16 protein-coding genes are annotated in these 21,738 nt (G+C 52.0%); 8 read left to right on the top strand and 8 right to left on the bottom strand.

The window, feature by feature from the left end; all coding sequences use genetic code 11:
• Positions 1-137: 137 nt before the first annotated feature.
• Positions 138-2,864 carry an HTH-type transcriptional regulator MalT gene (malT, locus tag M2403_RS13425; protein ID WP_152325241.1) on the bottom strand — a complete coding sequence of 909 codons (2,727 nt, stop codon included), beginning with the start codon at positions 2,862-2,864 and terminating at the stop codon, positions 138-140.
• A gap of 320 nt (positions 2,865-3,184) precedes the next feature.
• On the opposite strand from malT, the gene malP reads away from it, so the two are divergent.
• The 3 genes from malP to M2403_RS13410 all read left to right on the top strand — a co-directional run bounded on the left by malP (position 3,185) and on the right by M2403_RS13410 (position 9,382).
• Entirely contained in the window at positions 3,185-5,587 is a 2,403-nt protein-coding gene (gene malP, locus M2403_RS13420) for a maltodextrin phosphorylase (RefSeq protein ID WP_259229503.1), read from the top strand.
• A gap of 9 nt (positions 5,588-5,596) precedes the next feature.
• Positions 5,597-7,684: a 4-alpha-glucanotransferase gene (gene malQ / locus M2403_RS13415; protein ID WP_259229502.1), complete on the top strand. Its 2,088-nt coding sequence runs from the start codon at positions 5,597-5,599 to the stop codon at positions 7,682-7,684.
• A 561-nt stretch (positions 7,685-8,245) separates the two neighbouring features.
• On the top strand, positions 8,246-9,382 hold the full coding sequence (locus tag M2403_RS13410; RefSeq protein ID WP_152325238.1) for a porin: 1,137 nt from the start codon (positions 8,246-8,248) through the stop codon (positions 9,380-9,382).
• A 72-nt stretch (positions 9,383-9,454) separates the two neighbouring features.
• Here M2403_RS13410 and M2403_RS13405 read toward each other — a convergent pair whose 3' ends face one another.
• Positions 9,455-9,670 carry a hypothetical protein gene (locus M2403_RS13405; protein WP_104923446.1) on the bottom strand — a complete coding sequence of 72 codons (216 nt, stop codon included), beginning with the start codon at positions 9,668-9,670 and terminating at the stop codon, positions 9,455-9,457.
• A 485-nt stretch (positions 9,671-10,155) separates the two neighbouring features.
• On the opposite strand from M2403_RS13405, the gene M2403_RS24935 reads away from it, so the two are divergent.
• Positions 10,156-10,434, top strand: a complete 279-nt coding sequence (locus M2403_RS24935) for a TA system toxin CbtA family protein (RefSeq protein WP_405047824.1) — start codon at positions 10,156-10,158, stop codon at positions 10,432-10,434.
• Between the two features lie 31 nt (positions 10,435-10,465).
• On the opposite strand, the gene M2403_RS13400 is transcribed toward M2403_RS24935, so the two are convergent.
• The gene (locus M2403_RS13400; RefSeq protein WP_259229637.1) at positions 10,466-11,338 is read right to left on the bottom strand and encodes a phosphorothioated DNA-binding restriction endonuclease; all 873 of its coding nucleotides are present in this window, start codon (positions 11,336-11,338) and stop codon (positions 10,466-10,468) included.
• Between the two features lie 215 nt (positions 11,339-11,553).
• Here M2403_RS13400 and M2403_RS13395 point away from each other — a divergent pair, with 215 nt between their 5' ends.
• Positions 11,554-12,387: an HNH endonuclease gene (locus M2403_RS13395; protein WP_259229497.1), complete on the top strand. Its 834-nt coding sequence runs from the start codon at positions 11,554-11,556 to the stop codon at positions 12,385-12,387.
• 32 nt (positions 12,388-12,419) lie between these two features.
• Here the strand turns inward: M2403_RS13395 and alsS are convergent, their stop codons facing one another.
• Both alsS and budA read right to left on the bottom strand, forming a co-directional pair.
• The gene (gene alsS / locus M2403_RS13390; RefSeq protein WP_208951923.1) at positions 12,420-14,096 is read right to left on the bottom strand and encodes an acetolactate synthase AlsS; all 1,677 of its coding nucleotides are present in this window, start codon (positions 14,094-14,096) and stop codon (positions 12,420-12,422) included.
• A 26-nt stretch (positions 14,097-14,122) separates the two neighbouring features.
• Positions 14,123-14,905, bottom strand: a complete 783-nt coding sequence (gene budA, locus M2403_RS13385; protein WP_152325233.1) for an acetolactate decarboxylase — start codon at positions 14,903-14,905, stop codon at positions 14,123-14,125.
• Between the two features lie 103 nt (positions 14,906-15,008).
• On the opposite strand from budA, the gene M2403_RS13380 reads away from it, so the two are divergent.
• Entirely contained in the window at positions 15,009-15,881 is an 873-nt protein-coding gene (locus tag M2403_RS13380; protein ID WP_259229493.1) for a LysR family transcriptional regulator, read from the top strand.
• 1 nt (position 15,882) lies between these two features.
• On the opposite strand, the gene M2403_RS13375 is transcribed toward M2403_RS13380, so the two are convergent.
• From M2403_RS13375 to M2403_RS13365, 3 genes are read right to left on the bottom strand one after another with little or no spacing between them, the layout of a single operon-like run.
• Positions 15,883-16,383 carry an OmpA family protein gene (locus tag M2403_RS13375; RefSeq protein ID WP_208951925.1) on the bottom strand — a complete coding sequence of 167 codons (501 nt, stop codon included), beginning with the start codon at positions 16,381-16,383 and terminating at the stop codon, positions 15,883-15,885.
• A gap of 15 nt (positions 16,384-16,398) precedes the next feature.
• The gene (locus M2403_RS13370; protein ID WP_152325230.1) at positions 16,399-17,679 is read right to left on the bottom strand and encodes a diguanylate cyclase domain-containing protein; all 1,281 of its coding nucleotides are present in this window, start codon (positions 17,677-17,679) and stop codon (positions 16,399-16,401) included.
• A gap of 2 nt (positions 17,680-17,681) precedes the next feature.
• The gene (locus tag M2403_RS13365) at positions 17,682-18,203 is read right to left on the bottom strand and encodes a YfiR family protein (RefSeq protein ID WP_259229635.1); all 522 of its coding nucleotides are present in this window, start codon (positions 18,201-18,203) and stop codon (positions 17,682-17,684) included.
• A gap of 652 nt (positions 18,204-18,855) precedes the next feature.
• On the opposite strand from M2403_RS13365, the gene M2403_RS13360 reads away from it, so the two are divergent.
• Together M2403_RS13360 and M2403_RS13355 are read left to right on the top strand one after the other, a co-directional pair.
• Complete coding sequence (locus tag M2403_RS13360) at positions 18,856-20,139, top strand: HAAAP family serine/threonine permease (protein ID WP_152325229.1); 1,284 nt, start codon at positions 18,856-18,858, stop codon at positions 20,137-20,139.
• A gap of 110 nt (positions 20,140-20,249) precedes the next feature.
• Positions 20,250-21,617 carry an L-serine ammonia-lyase gene (locus M2403_RS13355; protein WP_165058915.1) on the top strand — a complete coding sequence of 456 codons (1,368 nt, stop codon included), beginning with the start codon at positions 20,250-20,252 and terminating at the stop codon, positions 21,615-21,617.
• Positions 21,618-21,738 lie beyond the last annotated feature (121 nt).

Genomic DNA, 21,738 nt, shown 5'->3' with positions numbered 1-21,738 from the left:
AATAGTGTGACGACGGTCACATTATATCACCGGTTTTTCGTCGTGAGCAAAAAATGTTCGCCTGTACTCATGCAAAATAGGCATAACACACCGCCATTAATAGTCGGTGTGTTATGAAAAGTGGGAATGAAGGGATTTCAGGCGCCGTAGCCCATGACTTGCAGCAGATGCTGAGCCTGCTGAACGGCTTCCTGACGGTGGGCGACGCCCAGTTTTTGGTACAAATTGCGGATATGCGTTTTGATGGTGGTGGAGGCAACGTCCAGCTCGCCGGCAATCTGATCATTGCTGTAGCCGGAATAAATTAACCCGAGCACCTGCCATTCACGTTGGGTCAGCGGGCTGGTGCGGATGAGCTCCGGCACCTGCGGATGGGTCAGCAATTTATTCACGAAACCTTCGTCGAAGTGCGCAAATTTATGGCGATGGTGCTGATTAATTTCCCGCAAGATTTGCTGCGCACGGCGCTGTTCCAGCTCCGGCAACAGATTGAGCTGAATCAGCTGACGCAGCTGTTGCGCCATCATTTCCCCTTCAATCACGAAATGGCTGACAAATCCGGTGCGGTTTGCCAGCCCGAGCGCTTCAATCAATACGCGCTGCGCGTCACTTTTGCGCCCGGTGTGCCAGTAAAGCAGGTTACTCAGCAACAGGTTACGGTTCAGATCGCTGGTCAGGCGCAGCTGACGGGCGTTCTGATTCAGCTCGTCGAGCACCACTTCGGCTTCATCAAACTGTTCCAGCAAAATCTGCACGCGGGCAATATTACGCCACTGACCCTGCTGGAAATGGTTGTCCGCCATGTCCGGTTTACGCGCCTGTTGCAGCCACTGCCGCGCGGCGGTTTTATCTCCGATCATCTGCCAGTAAATTACCCGCGGCTTATCGGTATTGGTCATCCAGTCGATGTGATACTGGCCGGTTTTGAGCAGGCTTTCACAACGCTGCAAATGATGATGCGCATTGTCGAGCTGACCGCGTGCCAGAGAGCATTTCGCCAGCATCGCCAGACACTGCAATTGCTGCTGTGGCTGGAAGTTGGTCAGCACGTCCAGCCCCTGACGCGCCGCGTCTTCGGCATCATCGAGACGGGACCACGACCACAACAATTGCGAACGCAGACGCAGTAAAAATTCATGCATCGGCAGCTGTTCAAGGTGCTGTTCGCGCACCAGTTCAAAAGCACGATCCTGCATTTCAAATGCGGCCTGCAAAAAGCCCTGAGCAATCAGAATTTCGCTCTGTTGCAGCAGCGCCCATAAGGCGTAGTGATAGGCCTCGTAGCGCCGCGCGATTTGTTCGGTTTGTTGCATCAGCGGCAGCGCACGGGTTAAATCACCTTTGCAGTGCTGGATTTCGCCCGTCACCGACGTGGCAACAATGCGGCTGTAGTAGCTTTCATACGGCAGGAAACGCAGGGCGTCGGCGGCCAGTTTTTCGGCCTCATCCTGACGGCCGTCGTTGATCGCCACCTGCGCACGCAAGGCATCAAATTCTGCCGTCAGATCCTGTTCCATCACGATATTGCGCTGCTGCATTTCGCTTTCAGCACGCGCCAGAAGCGCTTCCACTTCGGCGTAACGGTGCTGACTTTGTGCCAGCCAGGCCTGCAACAGAACCAGTTTTGGATTCTGAATCAGACGGTCGTAAGGCAGTGCGGCGAGGCACTCTTCCAGCAGCGCCAGTTCGCTCTGATTAAACAACGCCCAGGCATGTTGCAGCAGAATATCGCGCAACATATCGGTGTCTTCCGCGCCCAGCGCATGATGGATGGCTTCGGCCGGGAAACCCTGAGCCAGCCAGCCTTCGGCGGCCGCGCGGTGAATCTGCGGCAGCTCGGTTGCCAGTTCCCACTGGCAGCGCTGACGCAAAAAAGTGGCAAACAGCGGGTGGAAGTTAAACCATTCGCCGGTGTCATCCATACGGTGAATAAACAACCCCTGACGCTCCAGCTCTTCCAACCGTTGCTGACCGTTGTCGCCTCCGGTCAGCCGCACAATCAGGGCGTCGTTCATCGAACGCAGCAACGAACAGCGCAGCAGGAAATCACGGGTCGGCGCATCAACGCGATCCAGCACTTCGTCCGCCAGATATTCGGATAAATGGCTGGCGTTCAGGCCGGCCAGTTTGCGCGCCGATTGCTGCGTCGATTGTTGCGAAGAGGTGGCCGACTGGCGCGCCGAGAGCGCAATCAGCTGCAACGCCGTGGCCCAGCCTGCGACGTCATCGCACAGGCGGCTGCTGTCAGCCTGATCAATCGGATCTTTAAGGCGGTTATCGAAAAACTGCTGCGTTTCCGGGTGTGTAAACGCCAGATGCGAGGCATTGAGTTCGAGCAGTTGCTCGCGCACACGCATATTGGCGATGCCCAGCGGCGGCAGGGTGCGTGAAAGCACCACCAGAGACATATTTTCCGGCTGATGACGCAGGAAGAAACGCATCCCTTCATGGATTGCATCGTTGCAAATGAGGTGATAATCGTCGATCACCAGCAAAAGCGGGCGGTGCCAGTCGGAAAGTTCCACGAACAGCTGAGCGAACAGTGCGGACAAACTCGCGTACTGATGCTTCTGGCTCAGTGCCTCACTTTTCACGCAATGGCCGCCGCAGGCGTGCTGCACGGCCGCAATCAGATAGCTGGCAAAACGCTCTGGCTGATTATCGCTTTCATCAAGAGAGTACCAGCCGAGATCGCTTTTTCCCGCTGCCCAGTGCGCCACCAGCGTCGTTTTCCCATAGCCTGCCGGGCTGGCGACCAGGGTCAGACGGTAATTTGGCGCAGTAGCCAGCTTCGTCAGCAGACGATCGCGAACCACAGTATTTTGCTGCCGCACCGGGCGGCTCAATTTCGAAGGGATCAGCATTTTTTACGATTCTTTTGACGGTGAACAGAGGGGCGATCTTTATTTCACAGCGTGTAATTAATCACTTTTTCTAAAGTCCTCCTTTGAAACATTGATTGCAAGAATGTTACGTTTTTACATGTCGTTAAGTTGCTCTGCATCACACTTCTTAATACAAATTTTCAGCCCTTCCCTCTGAGCGCCCGTCTCATCCGGCTACGCCCCGTTTCTCCTCCCTGCCTAATCTTTGGCGGGATGATGCTGCTCTTCCGGAGAAGCTTCAGCATAGTGATTATCAACCTAAAACTTTTCCCACAAATTCCCGGATAAAGAGGCATGTGATGCAGGTGACTTTGGATAAGACGCAGTTTTTAGCCGCGCTAAAACGCCAGTGGCAGGGATTCGGTTTACAGCAGGCGCAGGACATGACGCCACATCAGTGGTGGCAGGCCACCAGCGCCGCACTGTCAGAACAACTCAGCGCGCAACCCGCGCCGAAAGCGACGAAACAGCCGCAACGGCACGTTAACTACATTTCGATGGAATTCCTGATCGGGCGTCTGACCGCGAATAACCTGATTAATCTCGGCTGGTATGAAACCGTCAACCAGGCACTGAAAGAGCAGGGCGTTGAACTGGCCGATGTGCTGGAACAGGAAACCGATCCGGCGCTGGGTAATGGCGGATTAGGGCGTCTGGCGGCCTGTTTCCTCGATTCGATGGCGACCGTCGGGCAACCGGCGACCGGCTACGGCCTGAACTATCAGTATGGCTTATTCCGTCAGTCATTCAGCGAAGGCCAGCAGCAGGAAGCACCTGATAACTGGCACCGCGAAAGCTACCCGTGGTTTACCCACAACAGCGCGTTGTCCGTGGACGTTCAGTTTGGCGGCAAGTTGGTCAAAAATGAGCTGGGCACCGAGCAATGGCATCCGGCGTTTTCCCTGCGCGGCGAAGCCTGGGATTTGCCGGTAGTCGGCTATAAAAATGGTGTTACGCAGCCACTGCGTTTGTGGCAGGCCACCGACGTGCATCCTTTTGACCTGACCTTATTTAACGACGGCGAATTCCTTAAAGCGGAACAGAAAGGCATCGATGCCGCTAAACTGACCAAAGTGCTGTATCCGAATGACAACCACGAAGCGGGTAAGCGCCTGCGCCTGATGCAGCAGTATTTCCAGTGCGCGTGCTCGGTGGCCGATGTTCTGCGCCGTCACCATTTCCTGGGCCGCAAAATTCAGGATCTGCCGAAGTTCGAAGTGATTCAGCTAAACGATACGCATCCGACGATCGCTATCCCTGAACTGCTGCGCATTTTGCTGGATGAACATCAGCTGGACTGGGACGCCGCATGGGCCATCACCAGCCAGACGTTCGCTTACACCAACCATACTCTGATGCCGGAAGCGCTCGAATGCTGGGATGAAAAACTGGTCCGCAGCCTGTTGCCCCGCCACTTCTCGCTGATCAAAGCCATTAACGCGCGCTTCAAAAAAGTGGTCGAAAAACAGTGGCCGGGCGACAAAGCGGTGTGGGAAAAACTTTCAGTTCATCAGAACAAACAGGTGCGCATGGCTAATCTGTGCGTGGTCAGCGGTTTTGCGGTGAACGGCGTTGCAGCACTGCATTCCGAGCTGGTGGTCAAAGATCTGTTCCCGGAATATCACCAGCTGTGGCCGAACAAATTCCACAACGTCACCAACGGCATCACGCCGCGCCGCTGGGTAAAACAGTGTAATCCGGCGCTGTCCGCGCTGATCGATGACACTCTGAAAACTGAATGGGTGAACAATCTGGACGCGCTGAAAGGGCTGGAAAGTTCCGCTGAAGATACGGCGTTCTGCCAGCGTTATCAGCAGATTAAGCGCGCAAACAAGGTGCGTCTGGCGGAGTACGTCAAACACACGATGGGCCTGACGCTGAACCCGGACGCGATTTTCGACGTGCAGATCAAGCGCCTGCACGAGTACAAACGTCAGCACCTGAACCTGCTGCACATTCTTTCGCTGTACCGCCAGCTGCGTGATAACCCGGAAATGGACATGGTGCCTCGTGTGTTCCTGTTCGGTGCGAAAGCCGCACCGGGTTATTACCTGGCGAAAAATATTATCTACGCCATCAATCAGGTGGCCGAAAAAGTGAATAACGACCCGCTGGTGCGCGACCGCATCAAAGTGGTGTTTATTCCGGATTACCGCGTGTCGGTGGCGGAGCTGATGATCCCGGCGGCAGACGTTTCTGAGCAGATTTCTACTGCCGGGAAAGAAGCTTCCGGCACCGGCAACATGAAGCTGGCGCTGAACGGCGCGATGACCGTCGGCACGCTCGACGGCGCAAACGTCGAGATTGCGGAACAGGTCGGCGAAGAGAATATCTTCATCTTCGGCAATACCGTCGATCAGGTGAAAGCGTTGCAGGCCAAAGGCTACGATCCGCTCAAAATCCGTAAGAAAGACAAGCATCTGGATAAGATCCTGAAAGACCTGGAAAACGGCTTCTTCAGCAACGGCGACAAACAGGCGTTCAGCCTGATGCTCGACAGCCTGCTCGGCGGCGGTGACCCGTATCTGGTGCTGGCGGACTTCGCGGATTACTGCGCGGCACAGCAAAAAGTCGATGTACTGTACCGTGATCAGGACGAGTGGACGCGCAAAACTATTCTCAATACTGCCCGCGTCGGGATGTTCAGTTCCGACCGATCGATTCGCGATTATCAGCAGCGGATCTGGCAGGCGAAACGTTAAGGAGCCCGCATGGAGAACAAAGTACTGGAGCAGGCCGCCAGGGAGGCGGGTATTTCCTCTGGTTTCATTAATGCACATGGCAAGCAGCAGGCCATCGCGCCGGAAACCAAGCGCGAACTCTTGTCAGCTATGGGCTGGAAGGCCGGGCATCGTCCGGCTGCAACACCGGTTCCGCCGGTCAAAGTCTTTGTCTCCGGCAGCCGTCTGGCGCTGCCGGTCAGCGGAGAAGGTGAATTCGGCTGGACGTTGCAGCTGGAAAACGGCGCAACCCAGCAGGGGCGTATCAGCGGCAAAATGACGCTGGCGCTGCCGGGGAAAATTCCCGCCGGTTATCACCAGCTGACGCTGACGCAGGACGCGCAGCAGTGGGATTGCCGGGTGATTGTCGCCCCGAAACGTTGCTATGAACCGGACGCCTTGCTGGCCGGTAAAAAACTGTGGGGCGCCTGCGTGCAGCTTTATACGCTGCGCTCAGAAAATAACTGGGGCATCGGCGATTTCGGCGATCTCAACCTGATGCTCGAAAATGTCGCCCGGCGCGGCGGCGCTTTTGTCGGGCTCAATCCGATTCACGCGCTGTATCCGGCAAATCCGGTGGCGGCCAGCCCGTACAGCCCGTCTTCGCGCCGCTGGCTGAACGTCATTTATATCGACGTCAGCGCGGTAGACGATTTTAAGCAGAGTCAGGAAGCCCAAATCTGGTGGAACCAGCCGCTGACGCAGCAGCGTTTGCAGGCCGTCCGCGCCAGTGAATGGGTGGATTACGCCGACGTGATGCCGCTGAAACTCGAAGGTTTACGGCTGGCGTATACGCATTTTCGTGGCCGCAAAACGCAGGATCCGCAGGTGAAATCGCTGGCCAGCTTCGTGAAACAGGGCGGCGAAAGCCTGTATTTGCAGGCGGCGTTTGATGCGCTGTATGAGCATCTGGCGAAAGAAACGGATGTCGCGCTCGGCTGGAACCGCTGGCCGGAAAAATACCACGATGCCCGTGGCCCGGCTGTTCGCGCATTCTGCGAGCAACACGCTGAAGATGTGGAGTTTTATCTGTGGCTGCAATGGCTGGCTGAAATCCAGTTCGAAAACTGTTATCGCACCAGCCAGCAGCAGGACATGCCGATGGGGTTATACCGCGATTTAGCGGTGGGCGTCGTCGAAGGAGGTTCTGAAACCTGGGGCGACGGCGAGCTGTATTGCCTGAAAGCCTCGGTCGGCGCGCCGCCGGACATTCTCGGGCCGCTCGGACAGAACTGGGATCTGCGCCCGATGGATCCGCATGTAATGGTGAAGCGCGGCTATCAGCCGTTTATCGATTTGCTGCGTTCGAACATGACCAGTTGTGGCGCGTTGCGTATCGATCATGTGATGACGCTGCTGCGATTGTGGTGGATCCCGGCCGGAGAAACGGCGGATAAAGGCGCATATGTGCAATATCCGGTAGACGATCTGCTGGCGATTCTGGCGCTGGAAAGTCAGCGCCACCGCTGCATGGTTATCGGCGAAGATCTGGGCACCGTGCCGGTGGAGATCGTCAGCAAGTTGCGCGAGGGCGGTGTGTATTCCTACAAAGTTCTGTATTTCGAGCGCGATGAGGAAAACAACTTCCGTGCGCCGCAGTCGTACCCGGTTCAGGCGATGGCAACCATCACCACGCACGACCTGCCGACGCTGCGCGGTTACTGGCAAAGCGACGATCTGGCGCTCGGTAAAACGCTCGGGCTTTACCGTGACGGAGACGTTTTACAGGAACTGTACGCCGACCGTGCGCGGGCGCGTCAGGGGCTGCTCGACGGGTTGCATCATTACGACTGCATCCCGAAGAAAACCGGACACAAAGCCGCATTAATGGAAATGACGCCGGTGCTCAACCGCGGCCTGCAACGCTACGTCGCCGACAGTGCCTGTGCGCTACTCGGCCTGCAACCGGAAGACTGGCTCGACATGGACGCGCCGGTCAACGTCCCCGGCACCAGCGATGAGTACCCGAACTGGCGCCGCAAACTTTCCTGCACTCTTGAAGAAATGTTTGCTGACGATCAGGTGAATAAACTCATCAAAGACCTCGATAAACGCCGCCGGAAAGTGTCGGTGAGCTGATAACACCGAAAGCGAGAAAAGGGTTTCTGCCGGTACGGAGGAACCCTTTTTTGGGCTTTGAACCTCATTTATCAGACCTGCCTGAAATCCACCAAACCGTGCATTTCCCCTCATCAAAAAGGCATTAAAGAAATAAAAAATGAAATCGATTAATAAATAACAGGCTTTGCAAAATATTATTCTGTCAGCAGGGATTATAACGGTGATCACAATAATCATATAAAGTGGTTATAACGTAATGTAATTGTCACGCAGGCATGATTTAATTATAGGTGCTATTTTTATCCGATAATTGTTATTAAATATTTCGAATCTCAATACCGTTGAATTTACATTTGGTTGTATTACAAACAATTCGGATGTTATTTGCACTAAACTATACATTTTGTTTTTTGGCGTTACATTTAAAAATAATAATGTCGAATTATTAAGCCGCATATATCTTTTTCTTATAGGGAACTTTCTGAATTTTCACTTTGTCGCCCGTCTTACCTATGTTAATTATTTATACGCGGCGCAAGACCGCTCACACATCACATAAATAATAATGACAGGGTAATAATGAACAATTTAAAAGCGTCAATGTTAATTGGCGGTGTCGTGCTGTCGGCTTTATCGGCAAGTGCGCAGGCCGAGATTACTGTTTTAGATAAAAATCCTCAGAGTAATTCTTTGCTGGCACCGTTAAGTTTACAGGTGGGCGGGAGTATTCGTCCTGAGTGGATTTTCAATAACGGCGAAGAGCCGGGCTATTATAAAAATGGTCATGACGGCGGTACACGTTTCCGTTTCCGTGGTGATTATAAACTGACGCAAGACACTTCCATCATCGCTTACTACGAGCTGGGTGTGGACATGGCGCACCTGCTGGGCATGGACGGGCACTATGAAGAAGGCGCACGGCGCGATACTCAGCGTCAGTTATATGCCGGGTTTAAAGACGACCGTTACGGCACATTAACCTACGGCCACCAGTACGGGATTTATTATTCCGTCGTCGGGATTAAAAGCGACGTCTGGGATAACGATGGTCACGCGGGCGGTACAGGTATTGGTATTAACGGCAACTACGACGGTGCCAATAAACCAAAGAACAGTATTAAATATACCAACGACTTTGGTCCTCTGACGTTATATGCAAACTATTTGCTGCCGGAAGATCAAATCGCTGCCGGTGAAAATCAATATTACCGTCGTAATAATGGCGGTGGTTTAGGTTTCGATTATAAGCTGACCAAAGATTTAGTCTGGAGCGCAGCCTATAGTGTGACCGACGCGACGGTTAAAGATAATCAATATAATGAAAAAGATTATCACCAGCAGCTTTCCGGTACTGCGCTAACCTGGCAGCCGGGTAACTGGTATATCGTCGGAACCGGCAGTTATTACAAAGACTTTGTACCAAGCACGCGCGCCAATCCGGTGGATCATTACTTTGCGGGCAGCGGCTACGGCGTTGAAGGTTTCGTCGGTTATACCTTTAACATCGACAAACCGTTCCTGAAATCAATTCAACCTTACGTCGCAGCCGATTCCCTGCAACTGAAAGGCGGCGAAGATTTCCATGCAAACCACACCTATTTTGGTGCGGGCACCACGATCGGTTACGGCCTGTCAGTTTATGTAGAACGCACACTGGCGCATTCCACCGACGGCGAACCGGATCAGACCTGGGTGACCGTGTTCTACGATTTCTAATTACCGATTGCCTCGTGTTTTCAATTGCCAGCGCCGAAATGCGCTGGCTTTTTTATGCCCTGAATCCCAGCGTTATGCCGCCAGCGGCTCTTCCTCTACAACGATGTCATCATCGGTAAACGGCAGTTCTAGTGCCAGATTCAGCACCTCTAATCGCTCACAAAGAATAAACCCCAGCAAGTCTTTGGCCTGCGCGTTATCCAGCGTCACGATGGCATAAGCCAGCGCCCGGCATTGATCGACGATCTCTTCGAGTTCCAGCTGTGTATTGTCATAAAGGTCAGACATGGGCTGCCTCCTGTGCGGAGGTGTTGAGCAGAGCAGTAGTATAAAATTCCATTTTAATTCTCCAGCTGATAGTTGATTAACTACCTCCAGAGACGCTAATCCCGATGGTGGTAGCTCAAACAGCGTTAGCGTTCCGGCCAGTCTGGAATCCGGTGCCTCCTGAGAAGCCACTGCCTGAGCCACCATAATTTGGGTGAGTGCAGACCGTACCACATTTGCTCTATTTTCATAGAGTTGATGGCACCAAACTGGGACAGAACGCTAATTCTGACTGCGGGTTTTGCCGCAGTGAGGAGAGACTACATCATGGGAATTTATACAGTAAGAAGAATTTTTAGGCAGTTTTCATTCTTGCGAGATGTCTTGGAAAAGGGATGTAAATGAGATGAAATCTGTAGTCCTTGGCGTTAACGTATCGCTCATGGGAAAAAGGTATAGATAATTTCATAACTTTGCTGTATCAGAGCAATAATGGAAAATAAATAATGGATCTAAATTGTAAAGAAAATTCGTCTTTCGAAAATTGTAACTTACTACTGACTTACCTTTTCAGGTATCACTTTGGTTTGACTATTAATGATACCCCATTTCATGATAGTCAAATAGTTACAGATATTATGGATACGGATGATCTGTTATTGGATATAATCAATGACTGGGTCATTCATTGTGACTTAGTGCGTATTGAACGTCAGGGTTTAAATTGGTTCGAGAAAAAAATATCCTCGATTATAAAGATTTATTTTGTGCTAGAAAGGAATTAGGACTAGGTGTTGTAACTGATATTTGAAATTATCAAATACGAAATACTTCTCCGCGATGCCAATGTAGGAACTGCTCAAGTGGATAATCTTCTTTATTCCTTGGAAGTAAAATTGAGCACCCTTCAAAATCCCAAAAAAGTTTATCAATTATCGGGCTACCATTCACCCCTGTAGAAATAAGCACTTTCATATTTTCATCAATTCCTATTACTCCCATGTCGAAGGCTGAGTGATGTAATGAACATAGAGCGAGTCCGTTAACCGTAATACAAGGGCCTCCATATTGTTTCCATTTGATATGTGCAGCCTCTAATCCGACGGGTGTGCTGTCGTGTCGTAAATTATATCCACAAATGGCACATTGATAATTGTAGGCGCGCAAAATAGTTTGTCTAAAATGAGGGTCGCGTGTTTTGCTGATATCCTCAATAAATAAGTCTAAACGATTGGCGACTAATTCTTGAACGCTCTCGGGAAATTGCTCACGTAATATTTGCAAGGCCAATTTGTTAACCAATAATGGCTCTCGATGCAACAATTCAAAAGCACCTTCATCAAAACCTCCTATAACATCACGTTCAATAATTTCACGCTGTGGAGGTTCTTTGCTGCCTTTTTGGGGAGAACACAGATCGGCATTTTTTACCTCCCAGAAACCGTCTCCTTGTAAACGCCAAAAGGGCATAGTCGGATAATGTTCTCGACGTTGTGGGCCAAAACTCTGAAGCAGATCTAACAGTGGCCGATGAATTTCATTCCCGTAGTGAAATAATCTGCCATGCCCTTTTTTATATTCTGATAAAACATAGAGAAGTAACAAAGGCTTATGCGGTGCTCGCTGATCGCCTTTGCGCCAAACAGTCAAATTAGAGATCGCAGTTTGCAGCGTTTTACTGTTGAGCATGTAACTGTCCTCTCTAACAATTTCATCCATTGCGCACATGCTCGCAAAATCCAGCGACCAGAACAAGTGGCTCTTTCATGCCTAAATCCATCATTTCTCGAATTAATTTATCCTTTTTTGTGTTCAAACCATCCAAAATCCAAATGCATTAGTTGTAAGCAATCAAGATCGTCTTATACTTTCAACCTATTGATTCAACTAACAGGTATCAGTAGATGGCAGACGAGGACATATGTGTTGTGCTTACGGAGAATGATGTTTCTCAATGGGACGATGAAACGGGCAGGGTTTATCATTTTCCAAAGCAATATCAAAAATCTATAAGCCCTGGGATGCGGTTTGTTTATTACAAAGGGAAATTGAAATCAGAGAACAAGCAGTATTCCTCCCTGCGTTTATCCGATTCCCCGCATTACTTTGGTATTGGACGGATCAGCAAAATAGAGCCTGATGATGCAGGTAACCTGAACGCTATCCTGACAGACTTCCAAAAATTTGAGCACGCGGTTCTGGCAAAAAAGGATGATGGTTATTATGAGGAAATTCCTGACAGTAAGAAATCTAACTATTGGCGTTCAAGTGTCCGCCCTATATCAGCAGAAATATTCGCAGATATTGCTGTCGCTGCTGCATTAACAGAACCACGCCACATCATCGGTGATATCAAAAACGAAGATATTCATATTGAAGATGAAACTGACGAAGAGTCTCTGATTTCTTATCAGGAAGGGAAAAAGTCTTCCAAGTTTGTCACGACTTATGAAAGAGACCTGAAGCTAAAAAAACGGGCTAAAGCACTTCACGGTACAACCTGCTTTGCCTGCGGTTTCAACTTCGGTGAGTTCTACGGTGAATATGCTAAGGACTTTATCCATATTCATCACGTAGTACCGGTATCCGAATTTGGCGGCTCAAAGAATGTCGATCCTAAAAAAGATCTTGTGCCGGTTTGCGCTAACTGTCATGGGATCATTCATCGAAAAAAAGACCGAACGCTGTCTATTGATGAATTAAAAGCTATGATCGCCGCGAGCAAAAAAACGCCCTAACAAGGGCGTTTCTCCTCAGCGCTTTACCCCCCCTAAAACATCGCCCCCATCTCCAGTTGTCCCATCAGCAACGCATTGTCACTGTAGTCCACCGGGACGGCGACGACGGCGGGGCCTTGTACGTCCATCGCAGCGCGGAGGGTGCTTTCCAGGGTTTCTGCGGAGGTGACGGCGAAACCTTTGGCGCCGAACGCGTCGGCGTAGGCTTTGAAATCGATCGGGCCGAACTGGATGCCGGAGGTGCGCTGGTATTTTTTCTCCTCCTGGATGGCGACCATGTTGTACGCCTCATCCACCCAGATGATGTGCAGCAAATTCACGCCCAGCCGGACGGCGGTTTCCAGTTCCATGCTCGATTGCATAAAGCCGCCGTCGCCGGAAACGGACACCACTTTGCGGCCGGGATCGACCAGCGCTGCGCCAATCGCCCACGGCAGCGCGACGCCCATGGTTTGCTGGCCGTTGGAAATCAGCACCTGACGCGCGCGGAAGCTGTAAAGGTAACGGGCGATCCAGATGTGGAAACTGCCCATATCGACGCATAACGTGACGTCGCTGTTGACGATGTCCTGCATTGCGCGCACCAGCCGCAGCGGGTGGATGGCGAACTGGTTCAGGCTCCGGCCTTTCTGATCCAGCAGCTCGCGTTGCTGGCGGCGGTCTTCCAGAATCGCGATGGACGAGGTGCTTAGCACGAAATGCTGCTGGATTTGTTCGGTCAGCAGATCGAGCGTATCGGCGATGTCGCCCACCAGTTCGACATCCGGCAGGTATTCGCTGTCCGTTTCGGCGGGCATCACGTCGATATGCACCAGTTCGGCATTCTCGTTATTCCACTGCGCCGGTTCGTACTCGACCGGGCTGTAGCCGATGGTGATCACTAAATCGGCATTGCGCAGCAGGCGGTCACCGGCCTGATTATTGAATAAACCCACGCGCCCGGCGAACCGGTGGAAGGACGCCTGGTCGATAACACCGGCGGCCTGATAGGTGCTGGTGACCGGCAAATCGCTTTTATGCAGCAGACGTCGGATGGCCGCCGCATTACGCGGCTGGCTGGCCATCAGGCCGAGCAGCAGAACCGGGTTTTTGGCCTGTTTTAACAGACGCGCGACCTGCAAAATGGCGTCGTGCGGCGCGCTGCCCAGAACGGGCGGTTGTGATGTCAGCAGTTTGCCGCTGGCGGGTTCGTTGACGATGTCCATCGGCAGGCTGATGAACGCTGCGCCCGGACGCCCGAATTCGGCGGCGCGAAAGCCGTTTGCCATCACTTCGGCCAGCGCGGAAGACGAGGTCACTTCCGCAGAATATTTGGTTACCGGGCGGAACATCGCGACGGTATCCATCGTCTGGTGAACCTGTTTTACGTGGTCGGCACGTTTTACCGCGCCGCCGAGTGCGACCAGCGGATCGCCTTCTGATGTCGCTGTGGCGACGCCGGTGATGAGGTTCGAACAACCGGGGCCGGACGTCACCAGTGCGACGCCCGCTTTGCCGGTCAGGCGGCCGACGGCACCGGCCATAAAGGCGGCGTTGGCTTCGTGGCGCACCGGAATAGTGGTAATGGTGGAGTCGATCAGGGAATCAAATACGCGGTCGATTTTTGCGCCGGGAATGCCGAAGACGTGTTTTACGCCCTGCGCTTCAAGCTGTGCGACCACCAGATCTGCGCCGCATTTCCATTCGATTTTAGGGTCTGAGTTTTTCATGGTGTTTTCCTTTTACCTGCGGGCTGTTAACTCTCAACGGACTGAATCGCATCGTTTAAATCATCGGGATTTAAATCGGCATGCAGGAAATCGCTGTCCTGCGGGAAGTCGATCAGCAGCTTTTCAACGGTGCCGAACGTGAGCACGCCGCTCTCAACCTGATAATCCAGAACGTGGCCGCCGCTGCTGCGTTCCTGATTAATAAAGTGTTCGTGATAGCCCGCCACATTGATGCCCTGCATATACGCCGGGGTCAGAAAACCAATCAGCACGCCCTGGCTGTGCTCGATATGGAAGGTTGGCTGGGCCTCGATGGCTTCCAGCATCGGTTTATACGGGCGCTTTTGTTCCGGCACGGTGCGCGTCTCCACCCGGCTGAATTCACCGTCAATGCGCAGCGCACAGAAGGTGTTCTGGCTGGCCACGGCGCGGTCAATCACCTGATGGATCTGCTCGCGGGTATGCGGTTTTTCAATCAGGTATTCATTCGTAGGATTAAAGAATGTCATCACCGCAAACGGGGTTTTTTGTTCGGGCAGGGCGCGTCGTGCGCTGCCGTCGCCACGCAACTGGAAGATATTGCTGTTAAAAGCAATCAGTTCTCCGTCGAGATGGTTAAAGGTGCCGAGGCCAAAATCGCCGTGTTCCAGCAGGTCGGCCATGGTGGTTTCGCCCTCGTAGACGCCGCTGAGCAGGGCACTCATCAGGGATGACTGGTACAACACGCGGTCGGGATGTCTCTGGGTAAACGCCGAGGCGGTGCGGGCGAGTTCGGCAACGCAGGAACAGGAATCAGAATGGGTTTTCATGCAGGAAGCTCCGGTCGAATGATTAACTTATCTGATTAAAGGTTGACGCGATTCAGCCAGAAGTTCCAATATGACGAGGTGTTCACTTTGAGACGTTTTTGATATGGAACTTCGTCATCTGCGCTATTTTGTCGCGGTAGCAGAGACGGGCCACTTCACCCGTGCTGCCGAACAACTGGGGATTTCCCAGCCTCCATTGAGCCAGCAAATCCAGCGGCTCGAACATGAAATCGGAACCCCTTTACTCAAGCGCCTGACCCGTGGCGTCGAGCTGACCGAAGCCGGAAAAGTGCTCTACGACGACGCTCAGACGATCATCAAGCTCACCGATGCCGCCCTTGAACGTACCCGTGCTGTGGCGCGCGGAATGAACGGGACATTACGTATCGGCTTCGCCACATCCACGGCTTTTAATCCGCAGGTTTTTGCGCTTCTGCATCGGTTCCGGGATAAATATCCGGGCATCGTGCTTGAGCCGCAGGAAAAGGATATGGCGGGGCTGATGACTGCAATGGGCGAGGGCGCGCTGGACGCGGCGTTTATCCGCCTGCCTTGCGAACGCAGTAAAGACTTCAGTTTTAAGGTGCTGGATATCGAAGAAATGATGGTGGCGCTGCCGAAAAAGCATCCGTTCAGCCAGGAGAAAGAGGTGCGTCTGGCGGCGCTGCGCCACGATACGCTGATCACTTTTCCGCGGGATTTATCGCCGGGGTTGTACGACGCGGTGACGCAGGCGTGTGAAGAGGCCGGTTTTACGCCGCGCTACGGGCAGCAATGTCCGCAAATTACGTCGTCGCTGAGTATGGTGGCAACAGGATTTGGTTATGCGCTGGTTCCGGCGTCGCTCAGTAAAATTGATGAGACTCACGTACGCTGTCTGCCCCTGGCAGGGCAGACATTAACCACGCAGATAGCGCTGGCCTGGCGACGTACGGATAACTGCAAGGCCGCGCTGCATCTGGTGGGATTACTCTAAATTACACCACGATAATCACAGAAACCCGGCGGTTCTGTGCGCGCCCGGCCTGTGTTTTATTACTGGCAACGGGCTGGCTCTGTCCTAATCCACGGGTATGGATATTGGCGCGCGGCATTCCGGCGTCGGCAAAGGCGGCGGCAACGGTATTGGCGCGGCGCAGCGACAGGTCGTTGTTGTAGCTGGCGTCGCCGTAGTTATCGGTATGGCCGTCGAGGTTCACTTTGTTCAGGCCTACGTGCAAAAGTTCGCCCGCCAGCTTTTCCACCGACTGCTTACTTTCAGCGGAAAGTTTGTCCTGATTATTGCCAAACAGAACTTTGGCATCCAGACCCAGTTCCCAGCCGGCATCCGTTTGGGTGAAGCCATTTTTTTGCAGAACAGCGATTTGTTCCGGGGTTAATCCGGTCACCGGTTTGGCCTGGCAGGCCGCCAGGAAAATAATGCAAAGTGCCATTCCGGCATACCGGCACCAGGTTTTGAAACGATTGTTATTATGCATGTGTGTTAACTCCTTTTAGTCTTTCATCACGACAGGAAGCGGCATTCCTGAAGAAACATGCCAGCAACTGCCGGATATCTTTTTCGAGCGATACATCGCTTCGTCGGCTTTTTCGAGCAGTTCTTTCGCGCTGTTCGCCTGCGAAGGCGACAACGCAATACCGATACTCAGGGAAACATCCAGTGTCTTGTTATTGAGCAGGATCACCGGTGTTTTCATGATGTCGACAATCCGCTCGGCGAAGGCCACGGCTTCCGCCGTGGAAATCATCGGATCGAGCAGGATAGCAAACTCATCGCCCCCCAGACGCGCCAGCACATCGCCCTGACGCAGCGTTTTTGCCAGCCGTTCGCCGATCACCATCAGCACACGGTCCCCGGCGGCATGCCCCAGCGTGTCATTGATCTCTTTAAAGTTATCGACATCAATAAACAGCAGAGCCAGCGACAGAGGCGGACGCATCGGGTTGAAGCACTGATTTAGGGTATCAATAAAGAACGCGCGATTATGCAGACCCGTCAATCCATCGTGCAACGCTTTTTGCGTCAGCGAACTGTTTTCGTTGCGCATGTGGTTTTCCCAGGCTTCCAGCTCGGTCAGCAGGCTGTTGAAGTCCTGGCTCAGCGTATGGAGCTCGACAATCGGGGCGGAGGGTACGCGCAGATTGAAAGAGCGGTTAGCGCTCACTTCGTGCGTAACGTGCGTAATATGGCCCAGCGCATTGACAATCCCTTTCTGCATCCGGCGCGAAAAATACAGCGCGACCAGCGCCGTCAGCACCAGACAACCCAGCAGGCTAAGCACGGTTTCCAGCAGGAAACCAATCAGGCTGGTGCCGTTACCGGCGAGCCAGATGGTGCCAATGACGGAACCGGAGTGGATCACCTGCGTGGTAATCGGCTCCGGGAACGCGAGGTGCCCGACGAACTGGCCGAGCTTGTCCCAGTTGGTGTTAATCGGGCGCTGCCACTCCGTGAATGTCGCACCGGCAGGCGTCAGGATTTTTGCCTGCGTAAAATCACCGCGTTTGGCGATGAACTCCAGCGAGTCGTGTGCGGCCGCCGGATCGTTAAAGACCAGCGCCGCTTCCGTGGTGTAGCCAATCGCGCGCGCCGTCAGCTCGAGGTTGCTTTGGGCATGCGAACGCAAAGCGATCAGGGCCAGCAGGGTGAGTAAAAAGCCTGCCAGACCAATCGCCGTCACAATAACAATCACATGGATTCTGTTCAGGGCTGCGCTTAACGTCGTGCGCGGGCTCTGCTGTTCTGTGTCAGGAACAGGAATTTTATTTTCCATGGTCACTCCTTTTCCCTGGCAAGTTGTAATACGGCGGGATTAACCCGTACGCCGCTGCGGGACAGCGTATCCAGATTCAATTTAAAACCGGTGTGCTGAGCTGTAATCACCAGACAGAATGCGTTCAGTAATGCGCAGGCATCATCCTGCTCGCCAATGGTCAAAATCGAATGCCCTTCCAGGCGCTGGTGTAAATCTGTCTGTTGTGCGGCGGTTGTACTGCCGGAATAAATGGCGTTGCACTCTGACGTTAGCAGCGGGCTGTCTATCGGAAGGGTTAAAACCTTAAGGGATCTGCCGGAAAATGCGCTGCCGTCCGGCGTTAATTGCGCGGCATATTTTACCGGCGGAATGATGCACAGCGTCAGCGCCGAGGAGGTGGTGCCGTCAGGCCAGCGCGAATAGCTGAGAATGCCGTTGACCGTCTGCGCGACGGTGGCGTTCGTGGCCGCATCACCGGTTTCTGCCACACCGGGCGCCAGCGGAACGGCCAGAAGCAATGTCAGCAGCGCAAAGCCATACACAGCCTTCAAAAAACGGCGGGAATGAGTCTTCACTGACAGGCAAAAAAGAGTTCGGGCTTTTCCCATTGAGTCGCTCAGCGTTTTCTTCCGGTTGAAATTATTTCTCCGGAATAAGAATAACTTTATCGGCATGAGTTCTGAAAGCGTCAGTAAGAAATTTTTCAACTTGTTACGCCGCCTGCTTTGTTTCGAAATTTTTACACAAGGCAGGCAAATGGCGCTTCCTGAAGCAGGGGTAATGATTTGGATGCGAAAGTTGTTTGTTTTTTAGTCAGTTCAGGGCGGCCAGAAACGGCGATAAATAATACACTTTGCTGGCAATTCAACCGTTATTTAAATAATAGTCACGTGGATAACAAAATATGACAAAAAATAAATGTTATCGGAATCACTAATTGATGAATTTAAATTGCAGGAAATGTTAATGATTTTGAATTTAAAGGAATATCAGGCGGAAATATTTAGTTATTCGTGATCATGATCTCAAAGCCAGGTTGTTCCCCAGATTTTTATGCTGCTGATAGGTATCATGCCCGCATTAATGGTATGTTTTATCCGTCAGGGTGGTTTTTTTGATGACGGGTGCAGTAAAAAAACATCAACCATTCCTGGGGAAAACGGAATTATTTTTATAATTAGGTACTGAGGAATCATGGATAATACAACAATCGGGACGCTGTCTAAAAAATCGGTAAGTTCCTGGCGTAAAACTGACACCATGTGGATGTTAGGCCTCTACGGAACGGCAATTGGTGCAGGTGTTCTATTTCTTCCTATTAATGCAGGGATTGGCGGTTTAATTCCGTTAATCATCATGGCAATTCTTGCCTTCCCAATGACTTTCTTTGCTCACCGTGGATTAACACGCTTTGTATTATCCGGTAAGAATGCGGGCGAAGATATTACGGAAGTTGTTGAAGAGCATTTCGGTATTTCAGCCGGTAAGTTAATTACCCTGCTTTATTTCTTCGCGATTTATCCCATCCTTTTAGTTTACAGCGTGGCCATTACCAATACGGTTGAGAGTTTTATTACTCACCAGATGCACATGAATGCGCCACCGCGTGCGTTACTGTCATTGGTTCTGATCCTCGGCTTAATGACGCTGGTACATTTCGGGCAGGAAATGATCGTGAAAGCGATGAGCATTCTGGTCTTCCCGTTTGTTGCCGTGCTGATGGCGCTGGCGCTGTACCTTATTCCTAACTGGAATACGTCGGTATTTGAAAACGTGTCTCTGTCCGGTAACGGCGTGGGTCATGGCATGTTGATGACGCTCTGGCTGGTCATTCCGGTGATGGTGTTCTCCTTCAACCATTCCCCGATCATCTCTTCTTTTGCTGTCGCAAAACGTAAAGAGTACGGCGAAGATGCTGAGAAAAAATGCTCCCGTATTCTGGCATTTAGCCACATCATGATGGTGCTGACGGTGATGTTCTTCGTCTTCAGCTGCGTCCTGAGTCTGTCTCCGGAAAACCTGATGGAAGCAAAAGCACAGAACGTTTCAATTCTGTCTTATTTAGCTAACCATTTCTCTAACCCGGTGATTGCTTATATCGCGCCATTTATTGCCTTTATTGCGATTACTAAATCTTTCCTCGGTCATTATCTGGGCGCGCGTGAAGGTTTTAACGGTATGGTGATTAAATCTCTGCGCAGCAAAGGAAAAACAATTCCTCTGCCAGCGCTGAACCGTTATACCGGTATCTTCATGTTATTAACCACCTGGTTAGTCGCAACGCTGAACCCAAGTATTTTAGGAATGATTGAAACGCTGGGTGGCCCGATTATTGCGATGCTGTTATTCCTGATGCCGATGTATGCCATTCGCAAAGTACCCGCGATGAAAAAATACAGCGGTCATATCAGTAATGCGTTCGTGGTTATTATGGGGTTGATTGCCATGTCTGCCATTGTATTTAGTCTGATGGATTAATTCATTCAATCGTAATATCCGGTGAGCGGGTGTTATTCCGCTCACTGCTTCGGTTTTATCCACCGTCATCTTTATTTATTCCTTAATCCTATTCAGACATGGAGTCTATCGTGATCAGCGTCTTCGATATTTTCAAAATTGGTATTGGTCCTTCCAGTTCGCATACTGTCGGCCCGATGAAAGCCGGGAAAATATTCACTGATGAACTTATCTCTTCAGGCCATATTGACCAGACAACCCGCGTTGCTGTGGATGTTTACGGATCTTTATCTTTGACCGGTAAAGGTCATCATACTGATCTGGCTATCATTATGGGGCTGGCCGGCAACATGCCGGATGACGTTGATATTGATGCGATCCCCGGTTTTATACACCAGGTGGAAACTTCCGGTCGTCTGATGCTGGGTAAAGGAGCGAAAGAAGTGGATTTCCCGGCCGGTTCCGGCATGAATTTCCACACCAGCAATTTGCCCTTGCATGAAAATGGCATGTCCATCAGCGCTTTTAATGGCGATGAGCTGCTGTATACCCGGACCTACTATTCTATTGGCGGCGGTTTTATTGTCGAAGCCAGCAAATTTGGCGTACAGGACGAAAACCCTGTCGTGCGTCCGTACCCGTTCCGTTCGGCCAGCGATCTGCAAAAACATTGCACGGAAACCGGCCTGTCGTTGTCGGCGCTGATGCTGAAAAACGAACTGGCGGGGCATACCCGTAACGAAATCAGCGATCACTTTGCTGCCATCTGGAATGTGATGAGTGAAGGGATCACCCGCGGAATTCATACGGAAGGGTTATTGCCCGGTCCGATGAAAATCAACCGTCGTGCAGCGGCTCTGCGTCGCATTCTGGTCACGCAGGATAAAAATAACGTCGATCCGATGGGCGTCGTTGACTGGATCAACATGTACGCCATGGCGGTGAATGAAGAAAATGCTGCAGGTGGCCGTGTAGTGACTGCGCCGACCAACGGCGCGTGCGGGATTATTCCGGCCGTTCTGACGTATTACGATCAGTTTATCCGCCCGATCAGTCCCGATTCCTACAGCCGTTTCTTCCTCGCGTCGGGTGCCGTCGGCATTCTGTTCAAAATGAATGCGTCGATTTCCGGTGCTGAAGTCGGTTGTCAGGGCGAAGTCGGCGTGGCCTGTTCCATGGCGGCGGCGGGTCTGACCGAGCTTCTGGGTGGCAGCACCGCGCAGGTCTTTATGGCGGCAGAAATCGCGATGGAGCACCATCTCGGGCTGACCTGCGATCCGCTGGCCGGACAGGTTCAGGTGCCGTGCATTGAACGAAATGCGATTTCAGCGGTGAAAGCCGTTAACGCCTCGCGCATGGCGCTTCGCCGTACCAGTGAGCCGCGCGTTTGCCTCGATAAAGTCATCGAAACCATGTACGAAACCGGCAAAGACATGAACTCGAAGTATCGTGAAACGTCCACAGGTGGTCTGGCGATTAAAGTTTTAGCCTGTAATTAATCCTCTTTTTACCTCATTTCTGAAAAGGCGGGAAACCGCCTTTCCCGCTCCCTTCGCGCATTTTCCCTGTGTTATGTTTTTGGTTATCTATACTTTTTCATTACCTCTCCACACCTGGAAA

The organism is Rahnella sp. BIGb0603, from assembly GCF_024808755.1.
GTDB classification, from domain to species: Bacteria; Pseudomonadota; Gammaproteobacteria; order Enterobacterales; family Enterobacteriaceae; genus Rahnella; species Rahnella contaminans.
Note: the sequence above shows the minus strand (reverse complement) of the source record. Positions and strands in the feature narration are given on the sequence as shown.